Annotated in this window: 18 protein-coding genes; 3 read left to right on the forward strand and 15 right to left on the reverse strand. The window is 68.6% G+C overall.

Features of this window, described 5'->3' with window-relative positions:
* Positions 1–65: 65 nt before the first annotated feature.
* The 4 genes from ACNQFN_RS03295 to ACNQFN_RS03310 all read right to left on the reverse strand — a co-directional run bounded on the left by ACNQFN_RS03295 (position 66) and on the right by ACNQFN_RS03310 (position 7359).
* Positions 66–3947 (reverse strand): DUF3683 domain-containing protein, encoded by a 3882-nt coding sequence (locus tag ACNQFN_RS03295; RefSeq protein ID WP_418647946.1) that lies wholly within the window; start codon positions 3945–3947, stop codon positions 66–68.
* A gap of 242 nt (positions 3948–4189) precedes the next feature.
* Complete coding sequence (locus ACNQFN_RS03300) at positions 4190–6499, reverse strand: DUF3141 domain-containing protein (RefSeq protein WP_418647947.1); 2310 nt, start codon at positions 6497–6499, stop codon at positions 4190–4192.
* Between the two features lie 139 nt (positions 6500–6638).
* On the reverse strand, positions 6639–6875 hold the full coding sequence (locus ACNQFN_RS03305; protein ID WP_068636235.1) for a hypothetical protein: 237 nt from the start codon (positions 6873–6875) through the stop codon (positions 6639–6641).
* Between the two features lie 79 nt (positions 6876–6954).
* Positions 6955–7359 (reverse strand): YqaA family protein, encoded by a 405-nt coding sequence (locus ACNQFN_RS03310; RefSeq protein WP_418647948.1) that lies wholly within the window; start codon positions 7357–7359, stop codon positions 6955–6957.
* A gap of 115 nt (positions 7360–7474) precedes the next feature.
* On the opposite strand from ACNQFN_RS03310, the gene ACNQFN_RS03315 reads away from it, so the two are divergent.
* A complete protein-coding gene (locus ACNQFN_RS03315) occupies positions 7475–7837 on the forward strand; it encodes a PsiF family protein (RefSeq protein ID WP_245650875.1) in 363 nt (120 codons plus the stop codon).
* Between the two features lie 97 nt (positions 7838–7934).
* Here the strand turns inward: ACNQFN_RS03315 and ACNQFN_RS03320 are convergent, their stop codons facing one another.
* The 3 genes from ACNQFN_RS03320 to ACNQFN_RS03330 all read right to left on the reverse strand — a co-directional run bounded on the left by ACNQFN_RS03320 (position 7935) and on the right by ACNQFN_RS03330 (position 10694).
* Positions 7935–8801, reverse strand: a complete 867-nt coding sequence (locus tag ACNQFN_RS03320) for an FHA domain-containing protein (RefSeq protein WP_418647949.1) — start codon at positions 8799–8801, stop codon at positions 7935–7937.
* A gap of 96 nt (positions 8802–8897) precedes the next feature.
* Positions 8898–9848 carry a tRNA 2-thiocytidine(32) synthetase TtcA gene (gene ttcA / locus ACNQFN_RS03325; RefSeq protein WP_418647950.1) on the reverse strand — a complete coding sequence of 317 codons (951 nt, stop codon included), beginning with the start codon at positions 9846–9848 and terminating at the stop codon, positions 8898–8900.
* Positions 9849–9908: 60 nt separating this feature from the next.
* Positions 9909–10694: a pteridine reductase gene (locus tag ACNQFN_RS03330; protein WP_418647951.1), complete on the reverse strand. Its 786-nt coding sequence runs from the start codon at positions 10692–10694 to the stop codon at positions 9909–9911.
* Positions 10695–10798: 104 nt separating this feature from the next.
* Between ACNQFN_RS03330 and ACNQFN_RS03335 the strand changes: the two genes are divergently transcribed.
* Positions 10799–11974 carry a class I SAM-dependent methyltransferase gene (locus tag ACNQFN_RS03335; protein WP_068636239.1) on the forward strand — a complete coding sequence of 392 codons (1176 nt, stop codon included), beginning with the start codon at positions 10799–10801 and terminating at the stop codon, positions 11972–11974.
* Positions 11975–11998: 24 nt separating this feature from the next.
* Here the strand turns inward: ACNQFN_RS03335 and ACNQFN_RS03340 are convergent, their stop codons facing one another.
* From ACNQFN_RS03340 to ACNQFN_RS03360, 5 genes are all read right to left on the reverse strand, one after another.
* Entirely contained in the window at positions 11999–12802 is an 804-nt protein-coding gene (locus ACNQFN_RS03340; protein ID WP_068636240.1) for an alpha/beta hydrolase, read from the reverse strand.
* A 168-nt stretch (positions 12803–12970) separates the two neighbouring features.
* Positions 12971–14227 (reverse strand): multifunctional CCA addition/repair protein, encoded by a 1257-nt coding sequence (locus ACNQFN_RS03345; protein WP_068636241.1) that lies wholly within the window; start codon positions 14225–14227, stop codon positions 12971–12973.
* Complete coding sequence (locus tag ACNQFN_RS03350; protein WP_418647952.1) at positions 14227–14871, reverse strand: glutathione S-transferase family protein; 645 nt, start codon at positions 14869–14871, stop codon at positions 14227–14229. Before ACNQFN_RS03350 ends, ACNQFN_RS03345 begins: the two co-directional genes overlap by 1 nt.
* Positions 14872–15029: 158 nt before the next feature.
* Positions 15030–15989 carry a complex I NDUFA9 subunit family protein gene (locus ACNQFN_RS03355; RefSeq protein WP_418647953.1) on the reverse strand — a complete coding sequence of 320 codons (960 nt, stop codon included), beginning with the start codon at positions 15987–15989 and terminating at the stop codon, positions 15030–15032.
* A gap of 41 nt (positions 15990–16030) precedes the next feature.
* The gene (locus ACNQFN_RS03360) at positions 16031–17977 is read right to left on the reverse strand and encodes a transglycosylase SLT domain-containing protein (protein WP_418647954.1); all 1947 of its coding nucleotides are present in this window, start codon (positions 17975–17977) and stop codon (positions 16031–16033) included.
* Positions 17978–18014: 37 nt separating this feature from the next.
* Here ACNQFN_RS03360 and ACNQFN_RS03365 point away from each other — a divergent pair, with 37 nt between their 5' ends.
* A complete protein-coding gene (locus ACNQFN_RS03365; RefSeq protein ID WP_245650876.1) occupies positions 18015–18641 on the forward strand; it encodes a 5-formyltetrahydrofolate cyclo-ligase in 627 nt (208 codons plus the stop codon).
* A 40-nt stretch (positions 18642–18681) separates the two neighbouring features.
* On the opposite strand, the gene ilvA is transcribed toward ACNQFN_RS03365, so the two are convergent.
* From ilvA to ptsN, 3 genes are all read right to left on the reverse strand, one after another.
* Entirely contained in the window at positions 18682–20202 is a 1521-nt protein-coding gene (gene ilvA, locus ACNQFN_RS03370; protein WP_068636245.1) for a threonine ammonia-lyase, biosynthetic, read from the reverse strand.
* Between the two features lie 97 nt (positions 20203–20299).
* Positions 20300–21247, reverse strand: coding sequence for an HPr(Ser) kinase/phosphatase (hprK, locus tag ACNQFN_RS03375; protein ID WP_068636246.1), 948 nt, complete (start codon positions 21245–21247; stop codon positions 20300–20302).
* Positions 21244–21705: a PTS IIA-like nitrogen regulatory protein PtsN gene (gene ptsN / locus ACNQFN_RS03380; RefSeq protein ID WP_068636247.1), complete on the reverse strand. Its 462-nt coding sequence runs from the start codon at positions 21703–21705 to the stop codon at positions 21244–21246. Before ptsN ends, hprK begins: the two co-directional genes overlap by 4 nt.
* Positions 21706–21765: the final 60 nt, after the last annotated feature.

The following is a 21765-nucleotide window of genomic DNA, read 5'->3' on the forward strand; positions in this document are numbered from 1 at the left end:
GGGGTCGAATGCAAAGGGCCGGGGTCTTGCGATCCCGGCCCTTTGCTTTGCTGCGTCGCCTCCGCCTACAGCAGCACGCGCTCGATGCCGCCGTTGTTGGCCTTGCCGACGTAGTCGGGCAGCCAGTTCTCGCCGAGCAGGTGGCGGGCGAGTTCGACCACGATGTAGTCGGGCTCGACGCCGCCGGCGTCGTTGGCGTAGCGGTGCATGCCCTGCAGGCAGCTCGGGCAGGAGGTCAGCAGCTTGATGCGGGCGTTGGGATCGTCCTCGCGCAGCCTGGCCGCGCCCTTCTCGATCTCTTCCTGCTTGCGGAAGCGCACCTGGGTCGAGATGTCGGGGCGGGCGACGGCGAGCGTGCCGGATTCGCCGCAGCAGCGGTCGGACAGGTCGACGCGCGTGCCCATCAGCTCGTTGGCCACCTTGATGCCGGAATGCACCTTCATCGGCGTGTGGCAGGGCTCGTGGTACATGTACTTCACGCCTTGCACGCCGTCGAGCTTGACGCCCTTTTCCATCAGGTACTCGTGGATGTCGAGCAGCCGGCAACCGGGGAAGATCTTCTCGAACTCGTACTTCTGCAACTGATCCATGCAGGTGCCGCAGGACACGATCACGGTCTTGATGTCGAGATAGTTCAGCGTGTTGGCGACGCGGTGGAACAGCACGCGGTTGTCGGTGGTGATCTTCTGGCCCTTTTCGTCCTCGCCGGCGGCGGTCTGCGGGTAGCCGCAGCACAGGTAGCCCGGCGGCAGCACGGTCTGGGCGCCGACGTGGTAGAGCATGGCCTGGGTGGCCAGCCCGACCTGGCTGAACAGGCGCTCGGAGCCGCAGCCGGGGAAGTAGAACACCGCTTCAGACTCGCCGTTGACTTTCCGCGGGTCGCGGATCACCGGGATGACCTTGTCGTCCTCGATGTCGAGCAGCGCGCGGCTGGTGCGCTTGGGCAGGTTGCCGGGCATCGGCTTGTTGATGAAGTGGATCACCTGGGCCTTGATCGGCGGCTTGCCGAGCGTCGCCGGCGGTGCCTTCAACTGCTGCTGGATCAGGCCGAATTTCTTCGCCATGTCGTGCGCCCAGCGCTGGGCCTTGTAGCCCCAGCCCATCATGCCGACGCGCATCGCCTTGATCGTGGCCGGGTCCTTGATGGTCAGGAAGGCCATCGCCGCCGCCTTGCCCGGATTGAACGACTTCTTGCCCTGCTTGCGCAGCAGGTTGCGCATCTTGATCGACACGTCGCCGAAGTCGATATCCACCGGACAGGGCTTCTCGCACTTGTGGCAGATCGTGCAGTGGTCGGCGACGTCCTCGAACTCGGCCCAGTGCGCCAGCGACACGCCGCGGCGGGTCTGTTCCTCGTACAGGAAGGCCTCGATCAGCAGCGAAGTGGACAGGATCTTGTTGCGCGGGCTGTACAGCAGGTTGGCGCGCGGCACGTGGGTGGAGCACACCGGCTTGCACTTGCCGCAGCGCAGGCAGTCCTTGATGTCGTGGGCGATGTCGCCGACGTCGGTCTGCTCCATGATGATGGACTCGTGTCCCATCAGGTTGAAGCTGGGGGTGTAGGCGTTGTCCAGGTTGCCCTTGATCGGCCCCTGGCGCATCAGCTTGCCGCGGTTGAAGCGGCCTTCCGGGTCGACTTTCTGCTTGTACGCCCAGAACTCGCCCATTTCCTCGTCGGTCAGGTAGTCGAGCTTGGTGATGCCGATGCCGTGCTCGCCCGAGATCACGCCGTCAAGGCTGCGCGCCAGCGCCATGATGCGGTCGACCGCGCGGTTGGCGGTCTGCAGCATCTCGTAGTGGTCGGAGTTGACCGGCAGGTTGGTGTGCACGTTGCCGTCGCCGGCGTGCATGTGCAGCGCGACGAAGACGCGGCCGCGCAGCACTTCGCGGTGGATGTCGGCGATGCGGGCGAGGATGCGCGCGAACAGCGCGCCGTCGAAGACCTGCTCGAGCAGCGGGCGCAGCTCGGTCTTCCACGACACGCGGATCGAGTAGTCCTGCAGGCGGTGGAACAGCACCGGATCGGCGGCGCGGTTGCTGAGTTCGCCGGCGTCGATGCCGTAGTCGGCGAACTGCGGCTCGGCTTCGGCCAGCGCCAGGTCGAGGTTGTCGAGCAGCCACTGCCAGCGCCGCCGCACCGCGGCGACGTAGGCCAGCGCCTGGGCGCGGTGGTCGGCGATCAGCGTCTCGCGGTCGACGATCTCGTCCTTGACGTCGAGCGGCAGTTCGCCGCGCAGGAAGGTTTCCAGCGTGTCGCACAGCTCGATCTTGTTCTGCAGCGACAGCTCGATGTTGATGCGCTCGATGCCGTCGCAGTACTCGCCCATGCGCGGCAGCGGGATGACCACGTCCTCGTTGATCTTGAAGGCGTTGGTGTGGCGCGAGATCGCCGCAGTGCGGCTGCGTTCGAGCCAGAAGCGCTTGCGCTGCTCGGGGCTGACGGCGATGAAGCCTTCGGCGCCGCGGCTGTTGGTCATGCGCACGACGTCGGAGGCGGCCTGCATCACCGCGTTCTCGTCGAAGCCGACGATGTCGCCGATCAGCACCATCTTCGGCCGGCCGTGGCGCTTGGCCTTGGTGGCGTAGCCGACTGCCTTGACGTAGCGTTCGTCGAGGTGTTCGAGGCCGGCCAGCAGCACGCCGGCGAGGTTGCCGGCGCCGCCCGGCTTGAAGTAGTCGGTGATCTCGACGATCGCCGGCACCGCCTCGCGCACCTGGCCGAAGAACTCCAGGCACACGGTGCGGGTGATCGGCGGCATCTTGTGCAGCACCCAGCGCGCGGCGACGATCAGGCCGTCGGTGCCTTCCTTCTGCACGCCGGGGATGCCGCCGAGGAACTTGTCGGTGACGTCCTTGCCCAGGCCGTCCTTGCGGCAGTGCGCGCCGGGCATCGACAGCACCTCCTCGCCCAGCGGCTTGTAGCTGAGGCCGTCGAAGCGGCGCAGGCGGAAGCGCGCGGTGTGCTGCTCGTGGATCTTGCCGAAGTTGTGGTCCAGGCGCTCGACTTCCAGCCAGTTGCCGTCCGGCGTGACCATCTTCCACCACGCCAGGTTGTCGAGCGCGGTGCCCCACAGCACGGCCTTCTTGCCGCCGGCGTTCATGGCGATGTTGCCGCCCACACAGGAGGCGCTGGCCGAGGTCGGGTCGACCGCGAACACGCGGCCGGCCAGCGCCGCCGCCTCGGACACGCGCTCGGTGACGACGCCGGCGCCGGTGCGGATCGTCGCGTAAGGCGAATCCATCGGCCTGCCTTCGGCATCGGGCAGCACCATGTCCTCGACCGCGCCGATGGCGATCAGCTTCTCGGTGTTGATCACCACCGAGTCGGCGTCCAGCGGCACGGCGCCGCCGGTGTAGCCGGTGCCGCCGCCGCGCGGGATGATGGTGAGGCCGAGCGTGATGCATGCGCGCACCAGCGGCGCCATTTCCTCCTCGGTGTCGGGGTAGAGGACGACGAAGGGGTACTCGACGCGCCAGTCGGTGGCGTCGGTGACGTGCGACACGCGGGCGTGGCCGTCGAAGCAGATGTTGTCGCGGCGGGTGTGGCGCGACAGCGCCTTGAGCACCGACTTGCGCCGCCGCGCGGTGGCGTCGAACCAGCTCTCGAAGCTGGAGATGGCATCGCGCGTGCGTGCGATCAGCAGGGTCACGCGGTCGTTGCCCTGGCGGCGCTTCTCGATCTCGGCCAGGCGGTGGTTCAGCGCGCCGATCAGCGCCTCGCGCCGCTCGCGGCTGTCGAGCAGGTCGTCCTCGAGGTAGGGGTTGCGGCGCACCACCCAGATGTCGCCGAGGACTTCGTACAGCATGCGCGCCGAACGGCCGGTGACGCGCTCCGCGCGCAGTTCGTCGAGCACCGCCCAGGCTTCGCTGCCGAGCAGGCGCATGACGATCTCGCGGTCCGAGAACGAAGTGTAGTTGTACGGAATTTCGCGCAGGCGTTGGGTCATCGGGATACCGGGAGAGCTGCTGCTGGGGAACGTGCCATTTTAGCCCACCGCAGTGCACCATGCAGCAAAAAACAAGACCTTACCGGGAGCGTGGGCACGCGTCGGCATGCTGGAGCCGGTTCAGCGTGCGGTGGGGATCAGCCGCTCACCAGCTTCGCCACGCCGGCGCCGATCATCACGACGTCCACGGTCTCCATGCGGAAGGGGCTCCTGTCGGTTGCGCGGCTGCCCGGGCCGCAGGGCTACTCGGTTGTACGGCGGCCGGCGGGCCTGCGCGGCCTGGTTTTTCCGCTCGAGGCTTTGCCGGTTCCGCCTGCCGCCGTCGTTCCTGCGGCAGCTCCCGTAGTTGCCTGGTGCGCTGCCGCTTCGAATGCATCCAGCATCTGCCGAAGGCGCTCGGCTTCGCCGGCCGACAAGGGATCGCCGTGTCCGGTCATCGATTCCAGCACCTGGGCTGCGCTGCGGATGTCGTCCGGCGCCGCCTGCGCGAGCAGTTGCGGCAATGCTGCCAGCGCAGCCTGCGCGTTGCGGCGTATCAGCAGGGCCTGGCCGCGGACGTGCTGGCGGAATGCCGCGAAGTCGAAGCCGGGCTGGCTCACCCGCGGCTGGAGCAGGCTCCAGGCGTGGCGGAAGAGCCGCTCGTCGCTGCCGCCGCGCTCCTGCAGCACGTAGAACAGCGCGCGTTGCGTCGCTTCGACCAATCCGCCCGTCGTCATCTCGGCGTCCTGGCGAGCGAGCTCGCGGGCGAGATAGTCCCTGTGCTCCGGGGAACTGCCCGGATGCGATCGTGCCGGGGAGGCGTCATGCTGGCTGCGGCCTGCCAGTGCCTGCACCGCGGGCGAACCGTAGATGGCATCGAAGACCCGCGCATACATGAGGTCGCGCTGGTCGCGGTAATGGTCGAGGAAGCGCTCGATCGCACTGGACACCGCTTCCTGCACCTGCAGGAAGGGGTTGTCGGCTGCGGCCGGCTGCCGATGCCCGCGTACCCATTGCGCCTGCGCAGCCACCGGAGCGGCGAGCGGATTGCGGTCCGACCACGACTCGTAGCCGACCCGCAGCGGATGAAAAAGCTGCTGCCAGTGTGCGCCCAGCGGCGTCGCCAGCGTCTGGACCCAGGGCTGCATCAGATTGCGGTAGAACGCCAGGTTGATCTCCGAGATCCGCGCCGCTGCGGCGAAGCGGGCGTCGCGCCGGGGATCGGGTCTGACGATGCCGCGCACCTCCTCGACGCCACTCTTGCGCAGCCGCATCAGGTATTCGTCACCGGCCAGTTCGTCCGCCGGCATGCCGTCGGGCCGGTCCTCGACGGTGGCGCAGTAGATGCCGGCCGGCAGCAGGTCGATGATGTCGATGTTGCCGGCGAATTCGTTGTGTTCCTTGCGGCCGACGCTGCCCGAGACGAAGATGCCCAGGTGGCCGATGCTGTCGTGGGTGGCGAAGACGATGGTCTGGTCGTGGCCGACGACGTCGTCGTCGTCCCGGTAGAGGTCGGTGATCCAGCCCAGCGCCTGCCCCGGTGGCGTGATGTTGTCGCCGTAGGAGCAGAACACCACGATCGGCGAGCGGATGTTGCGGAAGTCGATGCGCAGGCCGTCGGAGGTGGTCAGCTCGGCGTTCGACAGGCGGTTGCCGATGAACAGATTGTCGACGATGTATTGCATCTCGCCGCCGTCCAGGAACACATGCCCGCCCCAGTATTTCTCGAACTCCAGGTAGCGCGGGCCCTCGGTGTCGACCTTGGCGTAGACGCCGTACTGCTTGGTCCACAGCGTGTTGGCCGGGTCGAGCTGCTCGAAGTTCTGCACCAGCCAGGCGCCGTCGAAGCGGCCGTTGCCGAGGTCGCTGGTCATCGCCGTCAGCCAGCTGCCGCCCATCAGGCCGCCGGCGTAGCGCATCGGGTTGTCGCCGGCCCAGTAGGACAGCGGCGTGCCGGCGACGATGATCGGGCCGAACAGCTCCGGCCAGATCGATGCCGTCATCAGCACCTGCCAGCCGGCCTGGCAGTTGCCGATCACCGCCGGCTTGCCGACGCTGTCCGGATGCAGTTCGGCGACCTTGCGCAGGAAGGCGGCTTCCGCGCGCATGACGTCCTCGATCGTCTGGCCCGGCACCGGATCGGGCAGGAAGCCGACGAAGTAGCACGGGTGCCCGGCCTTCAGCGCCGCACCGATCTCGCTGTCCGGCTTGAAGCCGCCGATGCCCGGACCGTGGCCTGCACGCGGATCGACGACGACGAAGGGGCGCTTGCGGGGATCGATCCGGATGCCGGCGGGCGGCACGATGCGCGCCAGTCCGTAGTTCGCCGGCTGCGGCAGGCTGAGCCCGGACATTACCAGCTCCGCCTCGAAGTGGAGCACGTTGGGCACCCTCTCCAGCATGTGCGCGCGGTACTGGTTGCCGCGCTGGCGCCGGATGTCCGCATACAGGATGGAGCGCTGCCAGGCGTCGGTGGCGTATTCGGTCGCTGCCGTTGCCAGTGCGAACGGATTCATCCAGCGGCTCCAGTTCGGCACGATGGCCGCGACGGCTGTCTTTTCGGGTTCGTTCATGCGGATGCTCCTTGGATGGTCTTGCCCGGTTGCGGTCGGCAAGCCGGCGCTCGTCACTCCTGACCGCTTGAGGCCGTTGACCGTTCCTGAGTGCCGGGGACCTTGCCCACGGCCTTCTGGATGGCGACGTAGCGGGTATTCAGCCGCCTTCGGCTTGCAGGTCGCGGCGGGCCTGCAGATGGCTGCGCTGGCTGCCGAGCACGGCGGCGAGGCCGGCGGTGCCGCTGCCGTAGCGGGCCTGTGCCAGTTGCCAGGCATCACCGGCGCTTCGCACGCGGAGCGCCAGTCGGTGAGTCTTTTGCTGCTCTGCAGTATAACTGCTCAGGGCGCCGCCGATTTCCCGCCAGGCCTCGAGCACGGTCGGCTGGCAGCTCACCGCGGCTTCCTTCCAGTTCGCGCAGTTGCACCACGCTCTTGCGCCGGCCGCACGTCGCCGGCATGCGCGGCGCCAGCTCTCACGCCATCAACCAGGCGATCGCGCCGTAGCGCAAACCTTTCCCCAAGGCCATCCAGGCCATGCAGGCGAGCCAGTTCAGGCGCAGCACGCCTGCCGCAGCGCACAGCGCGTCGCCGATCAGCGGTACCCAGGACAGCAGCAGGATCAGGCTGCCGTGGCGGCGCACCAGTTCGAGCCGCGGCGGCAGCTCCTTGCGTGGCAGCAGGCGGCCGAGGGCATACGTGCTCATGCCGCCCGCGGTGTTGCCGAGGGTCGCCAGTACGAGTGCGGGCAGGCTCAGGTCCGGCCGAAGGACGACGAGGCCGGCGAACACCGCTTCCGAGCCGCCGGGCAGCAGCGTTGCGGCGAGGAAGGCGGCAAGCGTCAGCGAGCCGAGCAGGGCGAGATCGGTGTCAGCGCCCATGGCAGGGGCGGCAGTGCGCCGCCGATGATGACGTTCGATTCAAATAAATTGACATTAGAATATGACGAAAGCAGAATCGGGCCGCAGCCTTGCTGCGTATCCCAGAGGAGATTCGATGATGAAGAACACATTGCACGCTTTTGTCGCCAGCCTTGCCGTCCTGATGCTGGCTCCTGCCGATGCATTGGCCAATCCGCAGCACGAGCGCATGAGGAATTGCAATGCCGAAGCCAAGGCGCAGGCGCTGAAAGGCGATGAGCGGAAAGCGTTCATGAGCACTTGCCTGAAGGGCAAGCACGCCGCGGCGGAGACGGGGGCTGCAGCCGCCGCGCCGGTCGCCGCCGAGCAGCCGGTTTCCCAGGCCGCGGTGCCGGATGACGGTGCCGACAAGAAGAAGGTCTGCAACCAGGCGGCGACCGAGCAGTCGCTGACCGGCGCCAAGCGCAAGGCCTTCATTGCCGAGTGCACCAAGGCCTGACGGGTTCTTTCTGGACATGCGCCGCCGACTCGCCAAGGGCGGGGAGGCGGCGCAATGCTTCGCGGGCGCCGGGAGATGGCGTGGCGGGGACTCGATCTCAGACGATGTCGAAGAACACCAGGTCGCGCTCGATTTCATCGGCGGAGAAGCCACAGCCGATCCGGCCAGGGCCGCGCAGCACCAGCTTGTCGTGACGGATGCGGCGCTCCTCGCCGCCTTCGATCGACACGAAAGTGCCGTTGGTGCTTTCGTCGATGAGGGTGAAGCCCTCGCGCTGCCGCTCGATGCGCGCATGCTGGCGCGAGGCGCGAGGGTCCATGATCACGATGTCGTTGCCCAGTTCGCGGCCCAGCAGCAGGACCGGCCGCTGTTCCTCGACGAACACGACGTCCTGCTGGTGGCGCAGGCGCAGGCGCTGCGACAGCCGTGCGGTGGGCGGGATGGACGTCACCGTGCCCATGCGCTGGCCGATGGCGTAGATCGGCCAGTCGAGCGCCTGCAGGGCCGGTGCCTGCAGCGGATGGGCGCTCGCGGTGTGGCGGGCGGCGGGCGTCAGCAGCAGCACTGCGGTGCTGCTGGCCAGTGCCTGTTCCGATTCGGCGTGGGCGGCGATGCGCTGGGCGATGTCGATGCCTTCCCCCGTTCCCTGCGATGGATCGACGATGCCGTAGTGCAGGCCGATCCGCACCGGTTGGCGCAGCCCGTTCATGCTCGGCAGGTTCCTGATCCGGTCGAGCATGTCGCTTGCCGCGAGCACGCCGGTGTCGCAGCGCTCGAAGGCCGCCACGATCGAGCCGCCCTGCTGCTGCAGCACTTGGCCGCCGTGTGCGGCGATTGCGCGCTCGATGCGGTTCAGGCAGCGTTCGGCCGCATGGCTGGCTTCCGTGCTGCCGAGGCGTGCGACGAAGCTGTCGTCGGCAAGCGCATTGGCGGCGAGCACGCAGAGGTTCTTGCGGTCGGGCATGGCTTCGATGTCGTCTGGATGCAGGGAGCGTGCGTGGCAGCGTCCAATGATGTTGAAATGCGGCCTGTTGCGCAAGCCCTCGCCGGGGCAGCGGCTTCAGTCCGCATCCTGCAGCCGCGACACGATCTGGACGGCCTGCGGCACCAGGCGCGGCAGTTCGGGCGGATCGAAGGCGGTGTCGCCTTCCTCCACTTCCGTCTGCTGCGTGAGACCGGTGAAATCGAACAGGCGCTGATCGGCCAGGTGCGAGGGCACGACGTTCTTCAGCGAGGTCGCCAGCGATTCGATGCGGCCGGGGAAGTCGCGTGCCCAGCCCTGCAGCATCGCCTTGATCTGCTTGCGCTGGGCGTTTTCCTGCGAGCCGCACAGGTTGCACGGGATGATGGGGAAGTCCATCGCGCGGGCGAAGCGGGCGATGTCGGCCTCGGTGCAGTAGGCCAGCGGCCGGATCACGACGTGGTTGCCGTCGTCGCTGACGAGCTTGGGCGGCATGGCCTTGATCTTGCCGCCGAAGAACATGTTGAGGAACAGCGTCTCGAGGATGTCGTCGCGATGGTGGCCGAGCGCGATGCGGGTGGCGCCGATTTCCTTCGCGGTGCGGTAGATGATGCCGCGGCGCAGGCGCGAGCACAGCGAACAGGTGGTCTTGCCTTCCGGGATCTTGTCCTTGACGATGGAATAGGTGTCTTCGGTGACGATGCGGTAGTCGACGCCGATCGATTCGAAATAGCCCGGCAGCACGTGGTCGGGAAAGCCGGGCTGCTTCTGGTCGAGGTTCATCGCCACGATGCGGAAATCGACCGGCGCGCGTTCGCGCAGCGCCAGCAGGCAGGACAGCAGCGTGTAGGAGTCCTTGCCGCCCGAGATGCAGACCATCACGGTGTCGCCGTCGCCGATCATGCCGTAGTCGCCGATGGCTTCGCCGACGCTGCGTTCCAGCTTCTTCTTCAGGCGCAGGAAGGTGTTCGAATGGCGGGCTTCCGGCCCGGCTCCGGTGGCATCGGCGGCGGGAGCAAGGGTTTCAAGCGGGGCGGTGGCTGCGTTCACGGGGCGGCTCGATCAGTGAAAAAAAGCGAAGAATTATACACTTGGCGCTGTCCGCCGGACCTAGAGGTGGGCGCTGCGGCCGCCGTCGACGGCGATGATCTGGCCGGTGACGTAGGGGGCATCGAAGATCAGGAAGCGCACCGTGCGGGCGATGTCCGCTGCCGAGCCGGTGCGCTTGAGCAGGGTATCGCCGATGATCCGCTGGCGTTCCTCGGCGGAGAACTGGCCGTCCTCCGGCCATTCGATCGGCCCCGGCGAGATGCCGTTGACGCGCGCTTCGGGCGCCAGCTCGATCGCCAGCGCGCGCGTCAGCCCGGCCAGTCCGGCCTTGGCCGCGCTGTACACCGGGTAGTGCGGCAGCGGCCGTTCGGCGTGAATGTCGACGATGTTGACGACGGCGCCGTACCGGCGCCGGATCTCGGGCGCCAGCGCCTGCGACAGGAACAGCGGACCCATCAGGTTCGAGCCGACCAGTTCGTCCCAGGCGGCGCGGTCGATGCGGCCGAGCGGCGTGGGGAAGAAGCTGGAGGCGTTGTTCACCAGTCCGTCGATGCGGCCGAAGTGGGCGAGGGCGGCGGCGGCGACTTCGTCGGCGGTGCCGAAACGGGCGAGATCGCCGCCGACGGTGGCGGCCGAGGCGGCGCGTTGCGTGTTCAGTTCCGCCGCGAGCCTTTCAGCCTCGTCGCCGCTGTTGCGGTAGTGCAGCACGACGCGGGCGCCGGCGGCGTGCAACTGGCGGGCGATCTCGGCACCGACGCGGCGGGCGGCGCCGGTGACGAGGACGACGGGGGCGCTGCCCGTGGCGGGCGCGTTCGGATCGGTCTTGGAAGGATCGAGAAGCGTCATGTCGGATCGAAGTGTCGAAGGTTTTGGTCTGCCCACGGCATGAGCATGGACGATCGGGCTTGCCGGTACAATCCCGCACTTCCGTTTCACTGCCTGCCGCGCCCATGTCCTCATTGCCCCAGCCCTCCGCCGATGCGCTCGATCAGAGCTCCCGCCTGCTCCGACTCGTCGAGGCCGACATCGATGCGGCCGGCGGCTGGCTGCCGTTCTCCCGCTATATGGAGCGGGTGCTGTACGCACCGGGCCTGGGCTATTACAGCGGCGGCGCGCGAAAGTTCGGCCCCGGCGGCGATTTCATCACCGCGCCCGAACTCACGCCGCTGTTCGGCCAGGCGCTGGCCGCCCAGGTCGAACAGGTGATGCGGGCGAGCGCGCCGCAGGTGATCGAAGTCGGCGCCGGCACCGGCCTGCTCGCCACCGACCTGCTGCTCGAGCTGGAGCGCCGCGGCTGCCTGCCCGAGCACTACGGCATTCTCGAACTGTCGGGCGAACTGCGCGAGCGCCAGTTCGACACCCTGGCGCAGAAGGCGCCGCATCTGGCCGCGCGGGTGCGCTGGCTGGACGAACTGCCCGGGTGCTTCAGCGGCGCGGTGGTGGCGAACGAAGTGCTCGACGTGATGCCGGTGCATCTGCTGGCTTCGCGCGCGGAGGGCCTGTTCGAGCGCGGCGTGGGGCTTGCCGACGACGGCGCCGGCGGGCGCCGCCTGTGCTGGGCCGACGTGCCGGCGGCAGGCGCGGTGTGCGAGGCCGCGCAGGCGCTGGCGCTGCCCGCGCCCGCCAGCGGCGAGTACGTGACCGAGCTGAATCTGGCCGGAGGCGCCTGGGTGGCGGCCTGGGCCGAGCGGCTGGAGTGCGGGGCGATGCTGCTGATCGACTACGGCTACCCGCGCGCCGAGTACTACCTGCCTTCGCGTTCAGGCGGCACCTTGCTGTGCTACTACCGCCATCATGCCCACGGCGATCCCTTCCTGTGGCCGGGGCTGAACGACATCACCGCCTTCGTCGATTTCACCGCGGTGGCGGAAGCGGGCTTCGCGGCGGGGCTGGACGTGCTGGGCTACACCTCCCAGGCCCATTTCCTGTTCAACTGCGGCGTGCTCGATTGCCTGGCGCGGCGCGGCCCGCAGGAAAGCGCCGACTACATCCGCGCCGCGCGGGCGGTGCAGCGGCTGACGGCGCCGCAGGAGATGGGCGAACTGTTCAAGGTGCTGGCGCTCGGCCGCGGCATGGCCGAACCGCTGCAGGGCTTCGCCCGCGGCGACCGGCTGCACACCCTGTAGGCGTGCCGCCGGCGGCACGCCGCTTCAGCAGCGCTGCGCCTGCAGCCAGGCGGCGATGCGCTCGGCGACTTTTTCCCAGTCGCGCTCGAGCATCAGGCCGTGCCCCATGCCGGGGAAGATCTCCGCCTCGCGGCCATAGGTCATGGCGGTCATCCGTACCTGGTCGGGCGGGATCAGAGTGTCGTGTTCGGCGCCGAGGATCAGCATCGGCACCTTGCGCACCTGCATCGGGTTGGGCAGGTTGAACAGCGTCATGTCCCAGATCGCGCGGTGCGATTCGGGCTGGCACAGGCTGTAGTAGCGCTGCAGGTCGCGGGCGTCCACCGGCTGGTGGAACAGCGCCTCGCGCAGGCTGTCGATGTCGATGTCGTTGCCGGCCATGATGCGGTTGAGGTCGCTCATCAGCGTGGGGCGCTGCATCATCAGGCCGAGCGCCGAACTCATCAGCCCTTGCGGCGGCACCGAGGACATCAGCACGGCTGCGGGCGCGTCGTGCCGCTCGAGGTATTTCTGCACCACCAGGCCGCCCATCGAGTGGCCGACCAGCACCGGCGGCGCCGGCAGCGATGCGGCCACTTCGGCGACGTCGCGCACGTAGTCGTCGATGGAGTAGGTGTCGAGATGTTCCGGCTGCCGGCTGTAGCCGTGGCCGGACAGCGACACCGCGTAGGACGTCCAGCCGCGCGCGGCGAACCAGGGCAGGAAGTGCTCTTCCCAGCACCAGGCCGACACGTAGGCGCCGTGCACGAACAGCAGCGGCGTCGCATGGACCGGGGTGGCGGGCGAGTGGCAGAGGACTTCGAGGTCACCGAAGCGGCGAGTGTTCATTTGGGCTCCTGGGGAAGAGGGCGGCAGGCGCGGCACGGGGGCGTTCGTGCTCGGCGGAGAAGAGACGTGATGCGCTTTTTGTTCTTGAGGGGTGTCGTATCCGCTGTTGTGTCTGAAGTCGCAGGCCGATTTTTGCACGCAGCCTGCCGCGGCGCCAAGCCGAGTGGTTCACGTTCGCGTAATGTTTGCTGGATTCGGGCTGGCGGCAGAAGCGCGGAGGCCGAGCGCGCGCACCGCGTCGACCCGGGCGGCGTGGATGGCCTGCGGTATCCGGTCCTTGTTGGCGCAGCTGCGCGCGATCGCGCCGGCGTCGAGGCTGCGCACCGCGTCCAGCGCCGCCAGCCAGGCCGCGCGCGGCGCCCATTCGGGCCGCGGGCCGCCGCCGCGGCCGAAGTAATCGCAAGCCGCCGCATCGAGCGCGAGCGCGAAGCGTTCCGGCCGCCGCAAGGCGTCGCAGCGCTCCAGCACCTTGACCATGGTCTCGGGCCGCAGGATCGCCGCCTGGCCGAAGATGCCGTGCTCGCGCGCGACCATTTCGGCCAGGTCGCGGCAGTCGGCCGGCGCTTTCAGCCGCATCGACACTTCGCGCGCGCGCCGCGCGCTGGCCTGCTCGTGGCCGTAGTGGTGCGGCAGGATGCCGGCCGGCGTGTCGCCCTTGCCGAGATCGTGCAGCAGGCAGGCCCAGCGCACGGCGAGCGGCTGCCGGGTGGCGGCGGCATGGTCGATGACCATCATGACGTGCTCGCCGGTGTCGATCTCCGGGTGGTGCTGGGCGGGCTGGGGCACGCCGAACAGCCTGTCCACTTCCGGCAGGATGTGGGCGAGGGCGCCGCAGTCGCGCAGGCTGCGGATCATGCGCGATGGCTTGTCCTCCATCAGGCCGCGGGCGAACTCCTGCCATACCCGCTCGGCGACGAGGTGGTCGACTTCGCCGGCCTCGACCATCCGGCGCATCAGCGCGAGCGTTTCCGGCGCGGTGCCGAAGTCGGCGTAGCGCGCGGCGAAGCGCGCCACCCGCAGGATGCGCAGCGGGTCTTCGGCGAAAGCCGGCGAGACATGGCGGAACACCCGGGCTTCGAGGTCGCGGACGCCGCCGTAGGGGTCGATCAGGCTGCCATCGGCGTCGCGCGCGATGGCGTTGATGGTCAGGTCGCGGCGCAGCAGATCCTCTTCGAGCGTGACCTCGGGCGAGGCATGGCAGACGAAGCCGGCATAGCCCTTGCCCGATTTGCGCTCGGTGCGGGCGAGAGCGTATTCCTCCTGGGTCTGCGGATGCAGGAAGACCGGGAAATCCTTGCCCACCGGGCGGAAGCCCCGGGCCAGCATGTCCTCGGGAGTGGCGCCGACCACCACCCAGTCATGGTCGGTGACCGGCAGCCCGAGCAGGGCGTCGCGCACCGCGCCGCCCACCACGTAGCACTGCATCAGTCGTACAGGTCCTCGGCCGGGATCGATTCGGTCTCGGCGCGTGCCGCCGCCGCCCAGTCCTGCATGTGCGGATTGGCCAGCATCGTGGCGAGGTACTCGCCGGCAGCGCCGTCCGGCTGCACGCCATAGGTCTGGAAGCGGAAGCAGACCGGCGCGAAGGCGGCATCGGCGAGGCTGAAGCGGCCGAACAGGTAAGGGCCGCCCTGGCCGAAGCGGGCGCGGCAGCCGTTCCAGATCGCGGTGATGCGGGCGATGTCGGCATCGACTTCCGGCGTGTGGCCGAAGCCGCGGTAGTCCTTGCGGATGTTCATCGGCATCTTGCTGCGCAGGGCCTGGAAGCCGGAGTGCATTTCCGCGGTGACCGAACGGGCGGTGGCACGCGCGGCAGCGTCGGCGGGCAACAGCGCGGGCTGCTTCTCGGCGAGGTATTCGCCGATCGCCAGCGAATCCCATACCAGCACGCCGTTGTCGTTGAGGCAGGGCACCTTGCCCGAGGGCGAGTGCGCCAGGATGCGTTCGCGGCTGCCCGGGATGAACAGCGGGATGTCGATTTCCCCGAAGCTGAAGCCGCCTTCGCGCGCGGCGAGCCAGGCGCGCAGGGACCAGGACGAGTAATTCTTGTTGCCGATGATGAGCTTCATGGCCGACTCCGGGTGGTTTGTGTGGTTAGCGGCAATGCTGTTCACTCAGGAGATTCCCGCTTGGCGTAGGAGCGGCTTCAGCCGCGAAAGGCGCTTGTTCGCGGCTGAAGCCGCTCCTACGGTGAAAGAAGCTCCTGCTTGAACGAACGGTATTGGGCTTAGCGGCGCGCGTGGCGCCGGAAGGGATAGTAGCGCGAGCGGACGGTTCCATCGCCCAGCCAGCTCGGCACCACCGCTTCGATGGCGGTCGGCTGCAGGCCGAACGGTAGCGGCGCGCCGTCGGTGACGACGTTGTCGACACGCATCGAGCGGACATTGTCGCGGCTCATCAGCGGCTGGGGCGCGAGCTCCAGCAGGCTGGCCTGCAGCATCGCCAGGCCTTCCGGCAGGCCGATCACCGGGCGCGGCTTGCCGATCTGGGCGGAAACGTATTCGACGAGCTGGCGCAGGGTGTAGACCCGGGGGCCGGCGACGTCGAAGATCCGGCCGGCCGCGCCCGGCGTGCTCAGGCTGCGCCAGACGACTTCGGCGACGTCCTCGACGTAGACCGGCTGGAAGCGGGTATCGGCGCCGGCCAGCGGCAGTATCGGGAAAGCCGAGGCGAGATCGGCGAACAGGTTGAGGAAGCGGTCGTCGCGGCCGAAGATCACCGAGGGCCGCAGGATGACCCAGTCGAGGTCGGCGCCGGTACTGCGGATCGCCGCTTCGCCCGCGGCCTTGGAGCGCTGGTAGCCGGAGGGGCCGTCGGCACTGGCGCCGAGCGCGCTGATGTGCACCAGCCGGCGTATGCCGGTGTTGCGGCAGGCGGTGACGATCTTCTTCGGCAGTTCGACGTGGGCCTGGGCGAAATCGGGGCCATAAGGTTCGCCGCCGCGCGAGTGCAGGATGCCGACCAGATTGACCACCGCGTCGGCGCCGGCGAGCAGATGTTCCAGCGTGGCGGGATCATGCACATTGGCTTCGACGGCCTCGACCGTCGGCAGCAGCACGACGTGGCCGGCACGGCTGCGGCGGCGGGTGGGGACGACGACCTGGACGCCGGCTTCGACGAGGCGGTTGGCGACGGCATGACCGACGAAGCCGGTGCCGCCGATGAGGACGACGCGTTTGATGTTCATGGCAGGGACTCGCTGTTGTTGCTCGATCGGAAAAGCTGTGTTCATTCGCTGGCCGGGCGCGGGCCGATCACGCCCAGCCGTGCTTTCAGCGACTGGGGCCGGTGCTCGAACATCGCGCCGTAGATGACTGCATTGACCATCACCTTCTTGACGTAGTCGCGCGTCTCGTTGAAGGGGATGGTCTCGATGTAGATGGCCGCTTCGAGCGGCTTGTCGTCGCGCCAGCGGCGGGCACGCCCCGGGCCGGCGTTGTAGCCGGCGCTGGCCAGCACCGGATGATCGTCCAGGTCGTTCAGGATCAGGCGCATGTAGCTGGTGCCGAGCAGCACGTTGGTGCTGGGGTCGTTCAACTGGCGGGGATGGTAGCCGCGCAGGCCGATCTTGTTCGCCACCCATTTCCCGGTCGCCGGCATCACCTGCATCAGGCCCTGGGCGCCGGCGCTGGAGCGGGCCGGGACGACGAAGCGGCTTTCCTGGCGCATCAGGCCGTACACCCAGCCCAGGTCGAGCCCCTGCATATGCACCTGCGGCTCGATCAACTCACGATAGGGGGTCAGGAAGCGCAGCGCATAGTTTGCGCGCGGGTTCGACAGTTCGGCGCTGTTGATGGCGCGGTCGTAGAGCTCGTTGCGCAGCGCGAGGTGGGCGGCGGCAAGGCGGAAGGTTTCGTCGCGGCCGCGCAAGGCCCAGGTCCATTCGCGGGTCGCTTCGGTGCGCAGGCCGAGCCGGTACAGCGCGAGGGCGCGGCGCAGCGCGGGATCGTTCTCGGCCTCGTCGAGCGGGGGCACGGCAAGCGAGTCCCCGCTTGCGGGAAGCGCAAAGGGCCGGCCGAGTTCCTCGGCGGCGAGGATGCCGTAGAAATGCGGTTCGGCGGCAATATGGCTGAACAGCGCCTCGGCGTCGCCGGCGCGGCCGGCGGCAGCATGCGCACGTCCGAGCCAGTATGTCCATTCGGGCTGCTGGCGCTCGGATTCCGGCATCGCTTCGATGGCCGTGCGGACGGCGGCCCAGTCTCCGGCCCGCAGCGCGGCGCGCACGCGCCAGGCACGCTGCAGCGGCGTCAGCTCGGCATTGCCCACCGCTCGGTAGAAGGCCATCGCCTCGGGCATCTGGTCGATGGCGGCATGCATGGCGATGACGGCCTGGATGTCGCCGCGCTCCTCGCTGCCAAGGCGGTCCTGCAACTGCAGCAGGCGGGCATGGGCGAGGCGGGCGTCCTGCCAGGCGATGCGTGTCAGTGCGGCGAGGACGAGCTCCCGGCCGGCGCGGGTGACGGCGAAATTGGCCGGCAGGCGGTCGAGCCAGGCGGCGGAAGAGCGCAAGGCCTGTTCGGCATCGGCGGCGGCCGGCGCGATTTCGGCGGGCAGCCAGTTCCAGCTCAGCAGCGCATCGTCGGGTTTGCGCGTGTCGGCCTGGCGGCGCGCACGGCGCCAGAGCGCGTCGTCATCGACCCTGCCGGTGGCATGGGTGGCACGCAGCGCGGTGTCGCAGGCCGCCGGCGCATTGTCCAGCGTGCGCCATTCCAGCGCGACTTCGTCGAGCGCGCGGGTGTCGCCGGTCATCAGGCGGGCGGTCCAGGCCGTGCAGCGCGTTTCGCGGTCGGGATTCAGCAGGCCGGGATAGAGCGCCGTGAAGCGCGTCCAGTCGCCATCCGTCGCCAGCCGGCGCAGCCAGTCGGCACGCAGGCGCTCGGCCAGCACGGTGCCGGCTTCCCGCTGCAGGAAAGCCTCGAGCTCCCGCGCCGGGGGAGGCAGTTCGGGGCGCGCCAGCACATTGACGAAGCGCCAGTAGCGGACGTAGGCATCCAGCACGTGCGGGCTGGACTCGGCGGCGAGCACGTCGAGCGTGTCGCGGTCCCCCTTGCGCACCGCCTCGTGAGCGGCGACGATGCGATCGTCGCCGAAAGCCCGCGGCACCTGGGCCGGCGCCGTCGCCGGCAGCAACATCCCGGCGACGCAGAGCGCAGCCGCCATCAAGCCCGTTTTCATACTTCCCCTGCTCTCCATTGCAAGCAACCATACCACAGTGACGAAGCCTGTTTCCGACCCCGCCGATGACATCGAGAAACGCCGCAGATTCCTGCGGCAGCAGGCAATCCAGGCCCGCGAGGCGCTGGACGAGGCGCAGCGGGCACGGCTCACCGCGCGCCTGTCAGCCCATCTCGGCGGCGTGATCGACGAACTGGCGCCGCGTACGCTGGGTTTCTGCTGGCCTTTCCGTGCCGAACCCGATCTCAGGGACTGGGTCCGGCACTGGCTGGCCGGCGATGCGCTGCGCGTGGCGGCCTTGCCGGTGGTCGTCGCAGCAGGGGCGGCGATGCATTTCCGCCGCTGGACGCCGGGGGCCGGGATGGTGTTCGACCGCCATGGCATCCCGCATCCGGCGACGCCGGAGGAGGTGGCGCCCGAGGTCGTGATCGTGCCGCTGAACGCCTTCGATGCGGCCGGTTACCGCCTGGGTTACGGTGGCGGCTATTTCGACCGCACGCTGGCGGGGATGGACGTGATTGCCATCGGCGCCGGCTTCGAGCTGGGCCGCGTGCCGAGCGTGCTGCCGCAGCCGCACGACCGGCCGATGGACTGGATCGTCACGGAAGCGGGGGCAGTCCGCGCTGGCGCGGTACCCATCGGCACGGCCCGCGCCAGCCGCTGAAACGCGCGCAGCACACCGCCGGAAACCCGGCGGAAGAGCGTCAGGCGGCGAGGAACAGCCGGTAGGCGGGGTTGTCGGTCTCGGCCACGTATTCGTAGCCGAGCCGTTGCAGGAAGTCCTCGAAGGCTTGCGTGTCCTCGGGCGGAACCTGCATGCCGATCAGCACGCGGCCGTAGTCCGAACCGTGGTTGCGGTAGTGGAACAGCGAGATGTTCCAGTCCGAATGCAGCTTGGAGAGGAAATTCATCAGCGCGCCCGGCCGTTCGGGGAAGACGAAGCGGTAGAGCACTTCGTTCTTGGCCTGCGGCGAGCGGCCGCCGACCATGTAGCGGCCGTGGGTCTTGGCCAGTTCGTCGTCGGTCAGGTCGATCGCCGGCAGTTCGTGGCGTTCGAGCATTTCCACCAGGCGGCCGGCTTCGTTGCGGTTGTGCACCGTGACGCCGACGAAGATGTGGGCCTGCTCGGGGTCGGCGTAGCGATAGTTGAACTCGGTGATGTTGCGGTTGCCCAGCAGGCTGATGAACTTGCGGAATGCACCCGGCCGCTCCGGAATCGTCACTGCCAGCACGGCTTCGCGCTGTTCGCCGAGCTCGGCGCGTTCGGCGACGAAGCGCAGGCGGTCGAAGTTCATGTTGGCGCCGGAGGCGACGGCGACCAGGTTCCTGTCGCGCAGCTTGTGGCGCTTGGCGTATTCCTTGGCACCGGCAATGGCGAGCGCGCCCGAGGGTTCGAGGATCGAGCGGGTGTCCTCGAAGACGTCCTTGATCGCGGCGCAGATGGCGTCGTTGTCGACGACGATCATCTCGTCCACGTACTGCTGGCACAGGCGGAAGGTCTCGGCGCCGACCTGCTTGACCGCGGTGCCGTCGGCGAACAGGCCGACCTGTTCCAGTGCCACGCGCTTGCCGGTGGCGAGCGACTGCGTCATCGCGTCGGCGTCGACGGTCTCGACGCCGATGATCTTCGTCTCCGGGCGCACCCGCTTGACGTAGGCCGCCACGCCGGCGAGCAGTCCGCCGCCGCCGACCGCACAGAAGATGGCATGGATGGGCCTGGCATGGGCGCGCAGGATCTCCATGCCGATCGTGCCCTGGCCGGCGATGACGTCCGGGTCGTCGTAGGGATGGACGAAAGTCAGCTTCTCGCTCTTTTCCAGTTCCTGCGCATGGGCGTAGGCGTCGGAATAGGATTCGCCGGCGAGCACGACTTCGCCGCCGCGCGCCTTGACCGCGTCGATCTTGATCTGGGGCGTGGTGCTGGGCATCACGATGACGGCGCGGGTGCCGAGCCGTGCCGCCGACAAGGCGACGCCTTGGGCGTGGTTGCCGGCCGAGGCGCAGATGACGCCGCGCTTCAGGGCCTGCGGCGACAGCCGCGCCATCTTGTTGTAGGCGCCGCGGATCTTGAAGCTGAACACCGGCTGCATGTCCTCGCGCTTGAGATGGATGCGGTTATGCACGCGCGCGGACAGGTTGGCGGCGAGATCGAGCGGCGTCTCGACGGCGACGTCGTAGACGTGGGCGTTGAGAATGCGCTCGAGGTAATCCGTGGGGGTGCTCATCGAAGGCTCGCGGGGCAGCAAAGCCGTCGAGGTTAGCAGCCGATGCGGCACTGCGGCAATAGCACCGCCGATAGGCCGCTTGCCGGCCGGGGCGTGCTTACGCCGCGCCGTCGCCGTCGGCGGCGCTCATCGCCTGCATCTGGCGGTCGATGAATTCCTGCATCGCGTCGATGCCGCGCAACTGCAGGATGGTCGAGCGCACGGCGGCTTCGAGCAGCACCGCGAGGTTGCGGCCCGCGGCGACGGGCAGCACCACGCGCATGACCTTGACGCCGAGGATGTCCTTCACTTCCTGCTGCACCGGCAGCCGGCTCGGGTCGCCGTCGCCGGGCTGGCGGCGTTCGAGATGGCAGACCAGGCGCAGGCGCATCTTCCGGCGGCAGGCGGTCTCGCCGAAGATGGTGCGGATGTTGAGGATGCCGAGGCCGCGGACTTCGATGAAGTCCTGCAGCATCGGCGGACAGCGGCCCTCCAGCACGGTCGGGGCGATGCGCGAGAACTCGACGACGTCGTCGGCGACCAGGCCGTGGCCGCGCGAGATCAACTCGAGCGCGAGCTCGGATTTCCCCGCGCCGGAGTCGCCGGTGATCAGCACGCCGACGCCGAGCACGTCCATGAAGACGCCGTGCAGCGAGATCTTCTCGGCCAGCTCGCGCGACAGGTAGAGCCGCAGCTGGTCGATGACGCTGGCCGAAGGCTGGGGGGTGGTGAAGAGCGCGACGTCGTGCGCTTCGCAGACGCCGCGGATGATGTTCGACACCGCGCAGCCGTCGGCGACGATGATCGCCGGCGGCTGGCTGGACAGGATCTCGTTGAGGTGGTGGGCGACCTTGTCGGTGGTCTGGCGCTGGGCCCAGGCCAGTTCGGCGGCGCCGACGATCTGCAGCCGGGAAGGATGGATCAGGTTCAGGTGGCCGACGAGGTCGGCCGGCCAGATCCGTTCTTCGGCCACCGCCAGCACGGCATCCAGCCGTCCGCTGACATGGCTGAGCTGAAGGAGCTCCCGTTCAGCCTCGAACAGCCGCGCGACGCTGGTCTGCCTCATTCATCGGCGCCCCAGTTCACGAACAGCTTGTGGATGTGCGCGGCGTCGGGTGCGTCCAGCAGGGCCTCGCGGAATTCGCGGTCGCTGAACATCTGCGCCAGTTCGGACAACAGCTGCAGATGGGTCTCGTTGGCCTGTTCGGGCACCAGCAGCACGAACAGCATGCTGACCGGCTTGCCGTCGGGCGAATCGAACTGAACCGGCGCCGCCAGGCGGAGAAAGGCGCCCGCCGCGTCCTTGAGGCCCTTGATGCGGCCGTGGGGAATGGCGATACCCTGGCCGAGGCCGGTGGAGCCGAGCCGTTCGCGGGCGAACAGGCTGTCGAATACGAGGCTCTGGGCGATGCCTTGGTTGTTCTCGAACAGCAGGCCTGCTTGTTCGAAGACGCGCTTCTTGCTGCTGGCGTCCAGATCGACCACCACGTTCGACAGTGGCAGGAGTTGAGATATCAGGCTCATTCGCTATGGAGCTTGCGCAGCGCCGTTACCGCTGGCGCCACGTTGGGCGACGGGGGTTGG

Origin of the sequence: Thauera butanivorans (assembly GCF_048398245.1) — a bacterium.
GTDB lineage: Bacteria > Pseudomonadota > Gammaproteobacteria > Burkholderiales > Rhodocyclaceae > Thauera > Thauera butanivorans.